The sequence below is a fragment of the Terriglobia bacterium genome (assembly GCA_020072645.1).
In the GTDB taxonomy this organism is placed as follows: domain Bacteria; phylum Acidobacteriota; class Terriglobia; order Terriglobales; family Acidobacteriaceae; genus Angelobacter.
Genome location: JAIQGK010000012.1, coordinates 717,106 through 732,319 on the forward strand (window position 1 = coordinate 717,106; position 15,214 = coordinate 732,319).

Annotated in this window: 17 protein-coding genes; 10 read left to right on the plus strand and 7 right to left on the minus strand. The window is 54.4% G+C overall.

All coding sequences use genetic code 11. From position 1 onward, the window contains the following. Window positions 1–16: 16 nt before the first annotated feature. Window positions 17–370, minus strand: a complete 354-nt coding sequence (locus LAO76_19670) for a hypothetical protein (protein ID MBZ5493141.1) — start codon at window positions 368–370, stop codon at window positions 17–19. 92 nt (window positions 371–462) lie between these two features. On the opposite strand from LAO76_19670, the gene LAO76_19675 reads away from it, so the two are divergent. Next, window positions 463–1,311 carry a menaquinone biosynthesis protein gene (locus LAO76_19675; protein ID MBZ5493142.1) on the plus strand — a complete coding sequence of 283 codons (849 nt, stop codon included), beginning with the start codon at window positions 463–465 and terminating at the stop codon, window positions 1,309–1,311. A 233-nt stretch (window positions 1,312–1,544) separates the two neighbouring features. Then, entirely contained in the window at window positions 1,545–2,189 is a 645-nt protein-coding gene (locus LAO76_19680) for a VTT domain-containing protein (GenBank protein ID MBZ5493143.1), read from the plus strand. A gap of 10 nt (window positions 2,190–2,199) precedes the next feature. Here LAO76_19680 and LAO76_19685 read toward each other — a convergent pair whose 3' ends face one another. Next, the gene (locus LAO76_19685; GenBank protein MBZ5493144.1) at window positions 2,200–2,913 is read right to left on the minus strand and encodes a transposase; all 714 of its coding nucleotides are present in this window, start codon (window positions 2,911–2,913) and stop codon (window positions 2,200–2,202) included. A 146-nt stretch (window positions 2,914–3,059) separates the two neighbouring features. Between LAO76_19685 and mqnC the strand changes: the two genes are divergently transcribed. Further along, entirely contained in the window at window positions 3,060–4,106 is a 1,047-nt protein-coding gene (mqnC, locus tag LAO76_19690; GenBank protein MBZ5493145.1) for a dehypoxanthine futalosine cyclase, read from the plus strand. A 541-nt stretch (window positions 4,107–4,647) separates the two neighbouring features. On the opposite strand, the gene LAO76_19695 is transcribed toward mqnC, so the two are convergent. Next, window positions 4,648–4,971: a helix-turn-helix domain-containing protein gene (locus tag LAO76_19695; protein MBZ5493146.1), complete on the minus strand. Its 324-nt coding sequence runs from the start codon at window positions 4,969–4,971 to the stop codon at window positions 4,648–4,650. A gap of 6 nt (window positions 4,972–4,977) precedes the next feature. Next, on the minus strand, window positions 4,978–5,337 hold the full coding sequence (locus LAO76_19700) for a type II toxin-antitoxin system RelE/ParE family toxin (GenBank protein ID MBZ5493147.1): 360 nt from the start codon (window positions 5,335–5,337) through the stop codon (window positions 4,978–4,980). Window positions 5,338–5,544: 207 nt separating this feature from the next. On the opposite strand from LAO76_19700, the gene LAO76_19705 reads away from it, so the two are divergent. From LAO76_19705 to LAO76_19715, 3 genes are all read left to right on the plus strand, one after another. Continuing rightward, window positions 5,545–7,149 (plus strand): glycosyltransferase family 2 protein, encoded by a 1,605-nt coding sequence (locus tag LAO76_19705; protein MBZ5493148.1) that lies wholly within the window; start codon window positions 5,545–5,547, stop codon window positions 7,147–7,149. A 56-nt stretch (window positions 7,150–7,205) separates the two neighbouring features. Then, a complete protein-coding gene (locus LAO76_19710) occupies window positions 7,206–7,370 on the plus strand; it encodes a hypothetical protein (protein ID MBZ5493149.1) in 165 nt (54 codons plus the stop codon). A 112-nt stretch (window positions 7,371–7,482) separates the two neighbouring features. Continuing rightward, on the plus strand, window positions 7,483–8,337 hold the full coding sequence (locus LAO76_19715; protein ID MBZ5493150.1) for an ABC transporter substrate-binding protein: 855 nt from the start codon (window positions 7,483–7,485) through the stop codon (window positions 8,335–8,337). Window positions 8,338–8,405: 68 nt separating this feature from the next. Here the strand turns inward: LAO76_19715 and LAO76_19720 are convergent, their stop codons facing one another. Further along, on the minus strand, window positions 8,406–8,789 hold the full coding sequence (locus LAO76_19720; GenBank protein ID MBZ5493151.1) for an RNA-binding protein: 384 nt from the start codon (window positions 8,787–8,789) through the stop codon (window positions 8,406–8,408). 248 nt (window positions 8,790–9,037) lie between these two features. Here LAO76_19720 and LAO76_19725 point away from each other — a divergent pair, with 248 nt between their 5' ends. The 3 genes from LAO76_19725 (at window position 9,038) to LAO76_19735 (ending at window position 11,330) form a co-directional block, all read left to right on the plus strand. Continuing rightward, entirely contained in the window at window positions 9,038–9,367 is a 330-nt protein-coding gene (locus tag LAO76_19725; GenBank protein MBZ5493152.1) for a hypothetical protein, read from the plus strand. 125 nt (window positions 9,368–9,492) lie between these two features. Beyond that, complete coding sequence (locus tag LAO76_19730) at window positions 9,493–10,263, plus strand: response regulator transcription factor (protein ID MBZ5493153.1); 771 nt, start codon at window positions 9,493–9,495, stop codon at window positions 10,261–10,263. Between the two features lie 311 nt (window positions 10,264–10,574). Then, window positions 10,575–11,330 (plus strand): hypothetical protein, encoded by a 756-nt coding sequence (locus tag LAO76_19735; GenBank protein ID MBZ5493154.1) that lies wholly within the window; start codon window positions 10,575–10,577, stop codon window positions 11,328–11,330. A 444-nt stretch (window positions 11,331–11,774) separates the two neighbouring features. Here LAO76_19735 and LAO76_19740 read toward each other — a convergent pair whose 3' ends face one another. Then, the gene (locus LAO76_19740; GenBank protein MBZ5493155.1) at window positions 11,775–13,211 is read right to left on the minus strand and encodes a hypothetical protein; all 1,437 of its coding nucleotides are present in this window, start codon (window positions 13,209–13,211) and stop codon (window positions 11,775–11,777) included. 1,109 nt (window positions 13,212–14,320) lie between these two features. Here LAO76_19740 and LAO76_19745 point away from each other — a divergent pair. Next, window positions 14,321–15,124, plus strand: coding sequence for a tetratricopeptide repeat protein (locus LAO76_19745; protein ID MBZ5493156.1), 804 nt, complete (start codon window positions 14,321–14,323; stop codon window positions 15,122–15,124). Here the strand turns inward: LAO76_19745 and LAO76_19750 are convergent. Next, on the minus strand, window positions 15,075–15,214 hold a 140-nt coding region (locus tag LAO76_19750), incomplete at its 5' end, for an IS481 family transposase (protein ID MBZ5493157.1). The genes LAO76_19745 and LAO76_19750 overlap by 50 nt on opposite strands.

The following is a 15,214-nucleotide window of genomic DNA, read 5'->3' on the forward strand; positions in this document are numbered from 1 at the left end:
CAAATAACCAGCGTCCTCACTCAGGACGTCCGTGCCGGATTCCGCCTCCCGGTTTTCGACGTTTGCACTCGATATCCAGCGTCCAATCAATGAAGACAAGCGCCTTGTACAGGGTTGCGCCATTGATTTTTTGCGGTCGGGCTTTGAATACCGCTCGGGGACCTATATTGACGGCAAAGCGTCTTTCGCAATCCGGTTTGCATTTATAGCCTGCAAGGCTCGATTGTGCATTGTCGAAAGCCTTGTCTATGGCTTCTCTTTCAGCAGTATCAATGGCCGCATCAAAGTTTGCCTTGTTGAGAGTTTTTGCCTCGCTGAATGTCATTCCGTTGTCGATTTTGGGATGACTTGATTCACATTCCAGCTTCATAGCTCGTCCTTTCTTGGCGCGAAGGAGTATAGCAAGGCGCAAAGCAGGTAATGGCAAGGGCAGATACAAACGATGCTTGCTAGAATGATTCCATGCATCTCCGCATCTCTGCCATCAGCTTCTTGAACACCGCTCCGCTCATGTGGGACTTTGAGAACGGCGAGACTGCGGATCGATTGCGCCAGCATTTTGAAATCAGCTACACGATCCCGTCGCGTTGCGCAGAGCAATTAAAGGAAGGCTCGGCGGATATCGGCATTATCCCGGTGGCGGCTTACACGGTGATTCCTGACCTCGTGATTGTGCCTGACGTGGCGATTGCCGCCAAGAATAAGGTGCGGTCAATCCTGCTGGTAAGCAAAGTTGCAATCAATAAAATCCGCAGCGTGGCTACGGACGATTCGTCTCGCACCTCAGCGGCGCTGGTGGAGATCTACCTTAGGAAATTCGTCGGCCTTGATCCGGGATTCAGTCGGCAGAAGCCGTCACTCAAAGAGATGCTGCAATGGCATGATGCCGCGCTGCTGATTGGCGATTCTGCGCTCCAGGCACGGACGGATGGCTATTTTGTTTATGACCTGGCCGAGGAGTGGAAGCGCTGGACGGGACGTCCGTTTGTATTCGCGTTCTGGGCGGTGCGCAAGGCAGCTCTTGAAGGCCGCGCCGGGGAACCAAATATTGCGCAGGTGTTTCAGCAGTCGCGAGACAATGGGCTGAAACACATTCCGGAGGTTGCCGCCGAGTGGGCCCCCAAGCTGAGTCTCTCTCCCAAGCTGATTGCAGAGTACCTGACGGAAAACGTTGATTACAGTCTCGATCCAGAGAACCTTGAAGGCCTTCGGCTGTTCTATAAGTATGGGGTGGAATGCGGCGTTTTCAGCCAGGTCCCCGAACTGGCTTTCCTTGGGCAGCGCGTTGCGGATCCTGCTGTCCGTATCTAAATCACAGGTTACGGGAAGATGCTTTCCATCAAGATCTTGTCTTTGCGGGGGCTAAAGCCCAGTCCATTTTGGAGTATTTAGGGCGCGACTGAAAGTCGCTCTCTGACACTTGTAACGCCGAAGAAAAACCTTTTCTGCAACGCTTAAAGAGCGGAGCGACACAAACACAAGGACTTTACACGCTTTACAACTCTCAATCGGAACTCCACCCCGAATTTGGCATCCAATGATCTGTGCCGTTTATTGTTCTGCTTTCTTTAGGGTCGTGGCTCGAGCGTTTGGGTGGTCTTGGACTGATCCTGCTGGGCCTTGCCGATAATTCAGTTGTGCCCATGCCCGGAAGCATGGATGCGCTCACCATTTTGCTTTCCGCCCACCAGAGAAGCTGGTGGCCTTATTACGCCGTAATGGCGACGATTGGCGGGATTGTGGGCGCTTACGTGACCTATGGGCTGGGCTTTAAAGCCGGCGAGCACGCTCTGGAGGATAAGCTTCCCCAGAAGAAAGCTGAGAGAATTCACAGGATTTTTAAAAAGTACGGCTTTTGGAGCCTTTTCGTCCCGGCATTGCTGCCGCCTCCAGTGCCTTACTCGCCGTTTCTGATTGTGGCAGGCGCGCTGAAATATCCCAAGCGGTACTTCCTGGTAGCCGTGGGACTGGCGCGCGCCATCCGCTACGGCCTACTGGCATGGCTGGGATCAATGTACAGCAAACAAATCTTCGGCTTTTTCCATCATTACTACCGTCCCATGCTGTGGACGGTCATTGCGCTGAGCGTGATCGGCGGACTCGCCGCGCTTTACTGGACATGGAAACGCAAACGCCAGGGCAAGCCAGTGATCCCGGACGCAAAAGGGCCGAGAACACGGGCGGCGTGACGACTGCGCACTATTCGTTGCGGTGCAACTCTTCCGTCTTGCGGTTGAAAAATGTTTTGTCGTCAGCGTGCTCCGCCACGAACTTCTGCAGTTCCTGCGTACCGGCCGTGATCACCACATCCTGATTTTTACCTTCACCCAGAAGCTTGTTGGGCAGCTTCACGGTGCCTGCCTGCACGGCCCTTCGAAACTCCTCATCATCGGCCCAATCAAGTTGAAGGGTCTTCTCTTTCCTGACGACCTTCAGTATCCAGTGCGCTCGCAGCACATGTGCGCCTACCTTCCCATCAGACGCTCCGTTTTTGAATTCCAGATAAGCTGCTTCTCCTATCTTTACGAGGGCAGGTTGAATGGTTGGGCCGCTTTTGCCGGATTTGACCTGAAGAGAGTAGGTGGTGGATTGGGGCTCAAAGCTCTGCTCAACCACATCCAGAAACAAGTGTTCATTCAGCTTGACCAACGCGGCGTGGTAAACGGTCTTCTTGAAGACGTTCAGGTCTTTGATCTTGTCAGTCATCACCAGAAGGTAGCTTTTCTTCCCATCCTTTTCCCGAGCCAGGATTTCCAGTCCACCTTCCGCTCCGTTATCCGGGCCGACCCACGAACCAAGCAGTGACTCGTCAAATGCAAGGTCTTTGTCCGTGTACAGGGGATTCAGTGAATCGACTGGCACACAGCCGGTGAGCAGGAGCAGACCTGCAAGGAGCGGCAGGAATTTTTTCATGGGAAGGCCTCCGAAGCGAGCTTTACCGCATATAGCTTGATTCACGATTTTTCGCGGGATGAGACTTGGCAATCAAATCAGCAAGACGGCAAAATGGCAACCAAAATCGCCCAATTTGGGCGATTCCGGTAAAATGGAAGGGCACAATGTCCCTGACCAAACAACAAGCACTGGACCTTTTCCGCTCAGACGATCTGATCGGCCTGGGCATGGAAGCCGATTCGCTTCGCCGCAAGCTGCATCCTGAAGGCGTGGCCACCTACATCATCGATCGGAACATTAACTACACGAATTTCTGCACGGAATACTGCACCTTCTGCGCCTTTTACGCCCCGGTGAAAGGCCCCGGACGCGCCAAGGGCTACGTGCTGGAGATGGAAACGATCTATGACAAAATCCGCGAGACCGTGGAGCTGGGCGGCACGGGCGTACTGATGCAGGGCGGGCTGCATCCGGACTTGAAGATTGAGTGGTATGAGGAGATGCTGCGCGGCATCAAGCAGCGCTTTCCTCAGATTCACCTGCATTGCTTTTCCGCGTCAGAGATCATTCACTTTGCCGATGTAAGCGGCCTCTCGATTGAAGAGACAATCATTCGCCTGCGCGCGGCGGGGCTGGATTCCATCCCCGGCGGCGGCGCGGAAATTCTGGACGACGAAGTTCGCTACAAAATTGCCCGCCTGAAATGCCTGACCGACGACTGGCTTAACGTCCACCGCACGGCCCACAAGCTGGGCATGCGCACCACGGCAACCATGATGTTTGGCGTGGGCGAAACTTTTGAGCATCGCATCAATCACTTCCAGCGAGTGTATGAATTGCAGGAAGAGACCGGCGGCTTTACCGCGTTTATCCCGTGGAGCTTTCAGCCGGGCAACACCGCACTGGGCGGCCGCCACTGGGAAGAAGCCACGGCAGTTGAATACCTGAAAGTGCTGGCCATCGCTCGACTTTATCTTTCGAACTTCAAGAACGTGCAATCAAGCTGGGTGACGCAAGGGCTGAAAGTCTGCCAGCTTGGCTTGCGCTTTGGCGGCAATGATGTTGGCTCCGTGATGCTCGAAGAAAACGTCGTGCGCTCTGCCGGCGTGACCAACTGCACCACAGAAGAAGAGCTGCGGAGAATGATTCGCGATGCGGGTTTTGTGCCGAAGAGAAGAGATACGTTGTATCGGCAGTTGTTCTTGAATTAGGCAAGCCTAGCCGCGAATTTACGCGAATGATCGCGAATTTCAATTTAGCAAAAGCGGTTTCCTGCGTTGTCTTAGAATTTACCTTTTGTCTCCAGATCAAACTTATTTTGAGCGGGTTGAGCCACTCTATTTCTCGCTCGGCAGGTTTAGAAGGTAATAGGATTACTAAATGTGGATGTCCGTGTTCCCTTCTATTGCAAACATGACATTGAGCAACGTACGCAGAGTTTGGCCACAACTCTCGGAAGGCAGAGAACACAAGAGTGATCGGACTCGGCAATCTGGATGTCGCGTCGCTGTTGTTTGAGAGATGCTATAGGCGCATCGCCGATCTTATTCCCGCTTTACAGTCCTTTGTGTAGAGCGATTGAAACAGCACGCTTGTGCTGCGGGTCCCTAATGCGTCGCCCCGTTAGCTTTAAATTATGCCCAGTTCGATGTCGTAAAGGGTTCAATCGTCCGGCGTGCAGCCCCATCCTTTGCGGAGAGTGCGCTTTTTCTGGCGCAGCGAAGCAAGGAAGGGAAGGCGGCAGTTCTCCGATTAACCCGCCGCAATTCTCTCTAACCTCTCCAGCGTATCGGGATACCTGCTCACCAGCAGCAAAAGCGTAGCGGCTTGTGGGTTAGGCTTGGCTCGCCCTTGCTCCCATTTTTCCAGGGTCCGCTCGTTGATGTGCAGCTTCCGCGCAAATACCGGACGGGAAAAATTCAAGCGCTCGCGCGTCTGGCGGATCGTTCGCCCGTTGACTCGCGGCAGGCGCGCCGGCTTTACTTTGTAACTCCGCAAGGTGATCTTTCCTGCGCGCTGTTCTTGCATCGCGGCAACACCTTCCATCAACTCATCAAAAATCTTGCGTTTTGCCATATTCCATTACCTCCTGATTTTGCGGCTCCGCTTCTCCTCGCGCTGCTTTAGTTCTGCTGCTATCGCTGTATGGAGTGCCTTCTTCTCTTTCGGAGTAAGATCGTCTGCCTCATCTTTCCCATATACAGTCATCAGCCAGATTTGCTGTTCCGCGGAAAAGTAGTAGTAGATGACCCTCAGTCCGCCTCGTCGCCCTTTTCCCCTGCGCGGGTCTGCCCACCGCAGCTTGCGAAAACCGCCAGTGCCCGCCATCACATCGCCCAATTCAGGATTGAGAGCGAGCAAGTGTTGCAAGCCGCGGTACCCCTCATCGCTGAGGTACTCCCGCAGAAAACGCGTGAATGCCGGCGCTTCAAAGAATTCCATAAGGGTACGCTATTGGCGTACAAAATGTATTATATACGCTATTGGCGTACCAAGGAAAGAGATTAGGCTCTAGGACTCTGATTGGCTACGCCGCTCCGCCACGTGCAAAAGTGCGGCAAAAGTGATTGTTGGAGTTGCGATACAATAAAGGATTCTTAGTTCCCCCTTTGTGGAGTGTATACGTTGAATTTGTGCGCCGGTTTGGTGATGTTCCTCCTTGTCAATTCGCAGAGGGGAATTGTCCATTATTTCAAAAGCCAGTTCATGGACCGGACTTTCAAGGGTCTCTACTCCCCAAACGGCTTTGATCTGGCGCTGCTCATTCCCTACTTCATTGTGATGGTGATTCTGGCTGGTTACGGCATGCACCGTTACGCGCTGGTGTACATGTATTACCGCAACCGCAAGAACCGGACGACCGAGCCGGCGGCAAAGTTCGCGGAGCTTCCGCGCGTGACCATCCAGCTGCCGATTTACAACGAGCAGTTTGTGGTGGACCGACTGGTGGAAGCAATCTGCAGGCTCGACTATCCCAAAGACAAGCTCGATATTCAGGTGCTGGACGATTCCACGGACGAAACGGTAAAAGTGGCGCAGGCTGTGGTGGACCGCTACGCCGCGCTAGGCCACCCGATTACTTATATTCACCGCACGAACCGCGAAGGCTTTAAGGCCGGCGCGCTGCAAAACGGACTGCTGACCGCCAAGGGCGAGCTGGTGGCCATCTTCGACGCTGACTTTGTTCCTCCGGAAGACTGGCTGATGCGCGTGGTGCACCACTTTACCGATCCGAAGATCGGCATGGTGCAGACGCGCTGGACACACCTGAACCGCAATTATTCTTTCCTGACCGAGGTCGAGGCCATTTTGCTGGACGGGCATTTTGTGCTGGAGCACGGTGGACGGTCGCGCAGCCATGTGTTTTTCAACTTCAACGGCACGGCAGGCATGTGGCGAAGGCAGGCCATCGCGGACGCGGGCGGCTGGGAACATGACACGCTGACTGAAGATACTGACCTTTCCTATCGGTCACAGCTGGCGGGTTGGAAGTTTAAATATTTGCAGGATGTGGAATGCCCGGCGGAGCTGCCGATTGAGATGACGGCATTTAAAACCCAGCAGGCACGCTGGGCCAAAGGCTTGATCCAGACAGGCAAGAAAATTTTGCCCAAGGTATTTAAGAGCAAAGCTCCGTTCCGCGTGAAGGTGGAAGCGTTTTATCACCTGAGCGCGAACCTGAGCTATCCGCTGATGATTGTGCTTTCCACGCTGCTCATGCCGGCCATGATTATCCGGTCGTTTGGCGGCTGGTTCCAGATGCTGGTGATCGATCTGCCGCTCTTCATGGCGTCCACGTTTTCCATTTCCAGCTTTTATCTGGTCTCGCAAAAAGAACTTTTTCCGCGACGCTGGCCGCGAACTTTTTTATTTCTTCCGTTCCTCATGGCGCTGGGAATCGGACTAACGTTGACGAACACCCGCGCGGTGATTGAGGCGCTACTGGGCATCAAGTCATCGTTCAAGCGCACGCCCAAGTATGCAGTGCAATCAAAGGCGGATAAAGCCCAGGGACAGAAATATCGGCGGCGATTGGGCATCGTTCCGTGGCTGGAGCTGCTGGTGGGAACGTATTTTATTCTTATGTGCGCGTACGCTTTTACCAGCGGAAATTATTGGACGATCCCATTCCTGCTGCTTTTTGTGTTGGGATACTGGTACACGGGATTAATGTCATTGCTGCAAGGGCGGTTTGAACGCCGCAGCAGGGCATCTCAAGAGCCGCATACTAAGCCTTTCCCCGTGGGCGTCTAAGAGCTTTTTCAGGGGCCACGCGGCGCGCAGCTCTGGTATGCTACCCGCAAATGCTGATGAAGGCCCTATATGTACTGTTAGCGCTCTCCATCGTGGCCATTGTGGCGGCGGTGGGCGCCATGTTCTGGCGACTGCGCTGGCATTTGCAACGGCCTCATATCACGCCGCCGAGTCCCGTCGTGGAAGTGGCGCCCGAGCAGGAACCTGTAGAAAAAACTTAGTTTGATTATCATCGGCTGAAAGCCTGCCCCAAGCCGGTGTGAAACCTTTACACGAGCAAGAGATTATTTCCTCTGACCGCAAGAACGCTCAGAGTGTTGTAGGATTTCAAGTATGTCATCTTCGTCTGTTTCTTCCGCAGTTCGCGAAATTACCGTCGCTCATAGCCCTGACTCTGACGACGCTTTTATGTTCTATGCGCTAGCCACGAACAAAGTCCGCGTGCCGGGCCTGAAGTTTTCTCACACGCTGACGGACATCGAGACCCTGAACCGCAAGGCCATGGAAGGTTTTTATGACGTGAGCGCCATCTCCTTCCACGCATATCCATACGTCCAGGATAAATACTCTCTGATGCCCTGCGGCGGAAGTGTGGGCGAACAATACGGGCCGATGGTGATTTCACCGCGCATGGTCGGACTGGAAGAACTTAAGACCATGAAGATCGCTGTCCCGGGTACCATGACGACGGCGTATCTTGCGTTGAAACTTTTTGCGCCGAAAATCGAAACCGCCGTGGTGCCGTTTGATCGGATCATTCCTGAAGTTATCGCCGGGAAGTACGAGGCAGGGCTGATCATCCATGAAGGGCAGTTGACGTATGAGCGCTCAGGGCTGAAGCGCATTCTGGATCTGGGTAAATGGTGGCATGAACAAACCGGATTGCCGCTGCCGCTGGGCGGGAATGCGATTCGTCGCGAGCTGGGGCCGGAGTTGATTGCGCAAGTGACCAAGGCATTGCGTGACAGCATTCAGTACGCGCTTGACCATCGCGAGCCAGCGCTGGCTTATGCCATGCAGTTTGCCCGCGATCTGGATCCGCAGATGGCAGACCGCTTTGTGGGCATGTATGTAAACAATCGGACGCTGGATTACGGCGAAGACGGAAAAGCGGCCGTGGTGAAACTTCTGGATATGGGATACAAAGCCGGAATCATCCCGCACAAGCCGCAAGTAGAGTTTGTGTAGGTTGCAACGTGGCAGCAAAAGAAAAGACGCAGGCTGAAGATCTGCGTCTTTTTTGCATTTGCAATTTCTTAGTATCTGCGTCCGCCGCCACCACCGCCGCCGCGATTGCCGCCTCTTCCTCCGCCGCCGCCACCGCGGCCAAAACCACCACCGCTACGGCCAAAGCCTCCTCCGCCACCGCGACTAAATCCGCCACCGCCGCCGCCCGTTTTTGGTCGTGCTTCATTCACATTCAACGCGCGCGATCCCAGTTGGTATCCGTTCATCGCGCTGATGGCTTTTTCGGCTTCTTCGTCATTTGCCATTTCCACGAACCCAAAGCCGCGTGGCTGTCCGGTATCGCGGTCTTTCAAAACTGTAACGTTTTCGACCTGCCCGTAAGCTGCAAAAGCCTGCCGAAGCTCATCTTCACTGACGTTAAAATCCAGATTGCCTACATAAATATTCTTCATGCGATCCTTCTTTACTGGAGTGCAGGCGCTAGCTAACGGGCGATCTCTTCCATTCTTTATTTAAACGATGACAATCAATCTTTCCTGCCATTCGCGCCTGTTGAACCCCATAAGCCTACGCCTGAGGGTGACAAGATGCAAATAATCGCGCCACGATTTTCTTTTGCCGGCATCAACAACTTTTCCCACTTTGGATTTTGCGATTCTTGCGCCTGGTAGGACTATAATTTCCCGCAGGAGGACTCGGCATGTGGCCTCTAAGTATTTTCTTATTTGTTGCGACTGCTGCTCCACAGCAGCAACCGCTCAACGCGTCCCAGGATTTTCGTACTCTCGCATTGCCCACCATGCAGCACTGGCAGCTTGATCGCACAATCGACCGCAAGCTGATCGATGAGAACCGGCGCAACACGTGTTACACCATGCGAAGCTATTTCTTCCGCCGGCAGGATGGTCTGGCGCCTGTGCCGGCAGGCATGACTACCTGCACACCCGCTAGCGTGCTGCAGCAAAGACAAGTCTCGCCTCGACCGACCGTGAAATTTGTTCCGCTCGGCGCAACGCCCGACGAACAGTAACGAGCATCAGTCACCGATACCAGCGGCTGGCCACCCGTCAAAGAGTCCGCCTACGAGTGCCCATCCGCGTTCTCCCTGGCGAGTTTTCACACTCCATTAACATTGGCCCTGTACGCTGAACGTGTATGGGCGGCCTCAACAGAACGCTTCCGCAGGTGGATCAGCCGATAGACGAAGAAACTGCCATCGCCGCAAACGACAAACAAAAGCTTTTTGTCGTTGAAGACGATGCTGACATTGCGCGCCTGGTGCGTCATCATCTTGAAGCTGCGGGATATCGCGTGCGCGTTTATGCCACCACGCACGCCGTACTGGCAGACGCCCTGAAGGAACGTCCTGCCTTGCTGCTGCTGGATATCATGGTTCCCGGCGGAGACGGAATCGCACTCTGCCGCCAGATACGCCAATCAGGAGAAACGCTGCGCGGCACGCCAATCGTCTTTATGACGGCACGGACCAGTGAAGCCGACCGCATACGGGGCTTGGAAATCGGCGCGGACGACTACATTACCAAGCCATTCAGCCCGCGTGAGCTGGTAGCCCGCGTAAAGGCGGTCTTGCGCCGCTGTGAGGCTCCTCCCGCCCCCACGGTGATCCGCACGGGCGACCTGGAAATCGATGCGCTCGCCATGGTGCTCACCGTGCGCGGCACGGTAATCCCCGCCACGGCAACGGAATTTCGACTCCTGCATTATCTTGCCCGCAACGCCGGCCGCGTCTTTTCCCGTGACCAGATTCTTGATGCCGTCTGGAAGGACACCGCGTTCGTGAGTCCGCGCTCCGTGGACGTGTATGTAAGAAAACTGCGGGCCAAGATTGAGGTGGATCCGGAAGAGCCCGTTTACCTGCGCACCGTGCGCGGCGCGGGGTACCGCTTTGGATCACCGAAAAAGTGAAATCCTTCTGAACGTTCCCGCAAGAGACGCAAACCAGACCCCTTCGCCATTGTCCGTGGCAAGGTCGTTGAACGGATTGAAGTCTCAACAATGGACGACGATTGCGCAATTGGGATTCTTTTTAAAGACAGAACCTATCTCGGGGTTTGACGTTGAACCGTTCCTTCGCATCACGCCCGATTACTCAGACTGGAAAACTCACAACTACAAACGCATCAACGCTGGCCGCCTCTCCGCAGCGAATAACGAGACCTGCCGAAAGGCGGTTTTTATTTGTGCTTTTTCCGCTCACTGCTATGCTTTGGGACTGAATGAATCGGCAAATATTGACTCCAGCTCAACTCATCGATATTCGAGAAAAGCTAAACCGGGCCAATGAGAATATCCTCAATCTCAATTCCGAGATCAATACCTTCTTGAATGGACGCCCAGACAGCACCACCAGCAATGAAAACACTAATGCTGTCCAAGAATTGTTTGAGTTTTGGGCAAACCGCAAAATCCCCCCTCGTTTCAGCGTGATTACTGGAGAGGTTGTCCATCATCTCAGGTCTTGCCTCGACCATATCGCTTGGATGCTTTCCAGCGATGCTTACAGGCTTTCCAATGAGAGGCAGATTGCTTTTCCCATCGTCACTAAAAGGAAGCCTTGGGATAAAGATACGATTACCAGTTACGGCAGACAGGTAAAGGGGATCACCGATTCCAATGCGCTTAGCCTTATCGATCAGCTCCAACCGTGCCATGCTGCGGAGCCTGCCGACGATCCGCTCACCATCGTTCATGAACTGAACCGTATTGATAAGCATCACAACCTGGTTTTGGTTATCACCGGGTTCAACATGAGAATGACTTTCCCTGTCACAGCTCCCATTGTCATTCATGCACATGACAACGTAGAAATTAACAGGGCCATTATTGCAGAGAAGGCAAATTTCCAAATCTCCCCTTATATAGCGTTTGGGCAATTCGGTAAGCGGGAAAAGCAACCTGTTGTTGAATCTTTGACGCATCTTTTGGATGCTGTCTCCAGTCGGGTCAATTTGTTCGCTGGCGATTACAGGTAAGGACACATCTTCCTTTTTCGTCGAAGAGTGGTAACGGAGATCAGTTGTGATGAGTGAGAGTGGTGGTAAGAAAACTCAGCCGACAGGCAAGCATCAATTCACGCCTTCGCCAGAAGTAGCAGAAAAGATGCAGCCGATTTCCCGCAATGCATTTCAAAATCTTTTACAGAGGGCGGCTAAACCGCCCTCTCGCAAACCCCCTGCAAAAAAGCGTTAAAGATCAAATTTCCTTGATCTCTCCGGTTGTAGCTGAGGTATTTCTGCATCCCGGTGAGGGTGGAACAGGTCCAGTCCCATGACATCCTCTACAAAATGTTCTGGGACATCCTTTACACCCCGCGCGAGCCCAAGCAAGAAAGCGGGTAAGAGTTTTCCCCTTACCCGCGGCTAAACATCCGCCTTCTCCTTGCCGGAGTGAGAGGCAGGCTCGCCCAGCAAGCTTTTTTACAAGCTCCTTAGAAATGCCTCCAGATCGTTCTTTTGCTCTTCCGTAAAGCTAAGCTGGAAACGTTGTTCGTAAAAATCGATGACGTCTCTCAAGGTGGCCGCCGACCCATTGTGAAAATACGGTGCTCGTGCCGCCAGTCCGCGCAGAATCGGCCCTTTTGTTTTGCCTATGTCAGCGCATTTCCCGGTGATCAGCGCCCGGGCCGGATCGGTTGTCTGGATCGTCGAATCGTGGTTAATCGGCGTCTGCGCGCCTGCGTCGCAATGAATGGTATAAACCGGCAGGCCGGTGATATCGAGCGCAGGAACCGGCGGAACTTCCGTTACGCCAATGTTAATGGCCAGCGGAACGGAATGATCGCCCACGTTCGGTGTGTTATGGCACGTTGTGCAACTTCCCACAAATGAAGCAGGCACCCCGGGAAGATCATTCAGGCCGCTCACGCCTGAGATGGGGATGGGGAAGGTGTTGAACAGCGCCTCTCCACGAGCAACGGCTGCGCGTGCCGAATTCCGGCCGTCATCCTTCAAGCTTGCCCATTTTGAGAACAGTGTCATCGCCACCGGGTTGAAATCAACGCCAGGGGGTGTCCCGCCAAGCGGGTCGTTGATTCCAACCGAGAAAGGCTGCACGGCCAGGGCGTTCGGTCCGCCTTGAGCGCCGTCAGCGTGCAGTTCGCCCGCCCTATCGTCATCAATCTGGGCAGTGAAATTCGATAGTTCAAAACTCACGATCTCGGCAACTTGCTGGCTGGTTGGCGGCTGGCTGGCCTGCGCATGGCCGAGCGTCGCCCCGACTGCCTGATCGCTCAAGTTGAAGTTAAGCGTCTTCCCTTTGAAGGATTCGCGTCCGTCCCACATGACCGTGGTGAGGAAGGGCAGATTGGTAGAGGGAAGTGGACGCCGGAACAGAGCCAGTCCCGCCGGTGTTGTCTCGGCGCAGTTGTGCGGATCATCGATCCCCGTTACGGCGAATTCCGCATTTGCGGGCACACCGATGGAGACGCGGATCAGTCCCTTATTCAGCAGCATACTGTAGGACCCGCGCCGGGCACTCAATGTACTCACGTCGGCACTGGGACAGTTGGCTCCATCCACGGTTCGGAAAATGGGATCGGTTCCGTCCGAGGCCGCAAACCGTGCGCGAATGTGCTCCGGCGTAACTGTCCATGCGTCGCTTGCCTGATGGCAGGTTGCACAACTGCGGCCGTTGGCGCCCAGGCTCTGAAAAAAAGCATTGTTAACTTCGGCTTCGCCACTCGTGCTCACGGTACGCACCCGGCCTGTGGGATCGTCGAATGGCCTGAGATTGTTAAGGTGACTATCGGCTGAAACCAGCGTCGTGACAAATACTGCGCCCAGCATTGCGGCGACCAGGGCACGGTGCCGTGGGTTGGTCATTCTCCGTATCGCCTTTCTGTAAAGCTGCCTCATCCCCATCTCCTTGTGTCAGTCCTATAGTGAAAGCGTGCGGGAACCGTTTCATTCGAAAAATGTCATCTCGGAAGCCGAAGATACCGCGGTGTGATCAGCGCACGGGCGAGATCTGTTCTCTGGTTCATCGAACCATGGTTGATCCGCTGTGATGCATCAGAAGCCCATCAGAATTCCGTCCCGCTCACATTCGGCAAAGCTGTTGCTCCGGCGGCCCTGCCAGTCGAAAACGTCATTCTGGTTCAGTTTCGCGAGTGCTTTGTGTTTGGCCCGCGCCCACCGAAAAGAAGCTAGGGGCGATCGTAAGATCAGCAGCATTCGTTTGATCTTCTTCTTTGCCCGCGAGCGTCCACGACCGCCAGCCGATTCAGCAGAAACGACAAACAAGGCGGCACAGCCCCGTGCCACCAACTTTATCCGCGCATTCATCTTGGCAACCTTCCATCCTTCTCGGCACAAATCCCATGTATTGCATGACTCTGCATCTTGAAAATGCGCAGCTATTTCATGCGAAAAGCGTCATTTCGCAGCGGAGAGTGCCGCAGTGGTGCTGCCACTGGCGTGGCGGCTTCCAGCCAAAGGGCGTAAAGTCTGCTGTTGTCGTTCAAGCCGGGCTAACACAAGCTGGGCATCGCGGACCGGGCCAGCCAGGGATTGATGTAATTCCCGCAGCTCGCTCTTTTGCCTGAAGTAGTCATTCCTTGCAGCGGCACTGCCTGAATTTCCCAGAGCTTGGCGGGCTTTTGCCACCAAGACGGATTTCTGTAGAAGGTGGTCTTGGTAGCCGGCCAGCAACTTCTTCTGTTCCGCGATCTGGAGTCTAAGGTTAGTCCCAGAATTGGAATGATCAGCCTGCCGGCTGCGGCAACGGCGTGAAAGCTGCGAATCATCTTGCCCCAGCCCACTCCACGGCTTCCTATGAAGCCTACGATCTTTATCTCAGGGGCCGGTACTTCTGGAATAAGAGGACCACTGCCGGGTTCCTGCAAGCCGCGAACTATTTCCAGCAAGCGATCGCCAAAGACCCAGGCTATGCAAGTGCTTACGCGGGCCTGGCGGATACGTTCGGATTGATGAGTACCTGGTACGCGGCGCCGCAACAGGAGTTTATGCCGAAAGCCAAAGCGGCGGCCCTGAACGCGCTCGCCCTGGACGATTCTCTGGCCGAAGCGCATGCGTCGCTGGCCCTGGTGGCTGAAAACTATGACTACGATTGGCAAACTGCCGAAAAGGAGTTCCGGCGTGCCATTCAGTTGAATCCTGACTACGCGACTGCCCATCAGTGGTATGCAGAGTACCTCGCCTGGCAAGGGCGTTTCGATGAAGCCCTGGCTGAAAGCGAACGGGCCCGCCAGCTCGATCCCATGTCGCTGATCATCGCTACCGACCGCGGCACAATCCTTTTTTATGCAAGGAAGTACGATCGCGCCATTGACCAATTTCGCGCCGTGCTGGACATGGATCCAGGTTTCAGCAACGCACGTTCCTTACTCGCCTCCGCATACGTGCAACAAGGAAAATTTGCGGAGGCGCTGAAGGAAAATGAGCTGCTGGCAGATGCGGAAAAACCCCAGTGGCACTGGGCATTCTCAGCCTATATCTATAATCATTCAGGTAATGTGGCCCAGGCGCGGCATGCACTGGCGAAATTCGAAGAAGTGTCACCAAGATTGCGCTCAGATGCCATTCTGGCCCGTCTGGTCGCTTACACCGGATCAACCCAGCCAATCCAGCAAGAGAAAGCCATATCGCTTCTGGAGGAGGCTTATAAGGAGCACTCCCCGGCGCTCACAAGCATCAAAGTAGATCCTCGGTATGACAATCTTCGTAAAGATCAACGGTTCCAGGAGTTACTCGCACGGGTTAACTGTGGAGTCTCAAGAGGTTGTTCCGATCGAGGCCGGAGCGGCTGATAGGTGGAACATGGTTGAGGCTACCATGAGGACGGTGCCAGTTGTAATGGTGAAGCCAGGGAAGAAGATGTTCGTGACGGTGTTGCGAGT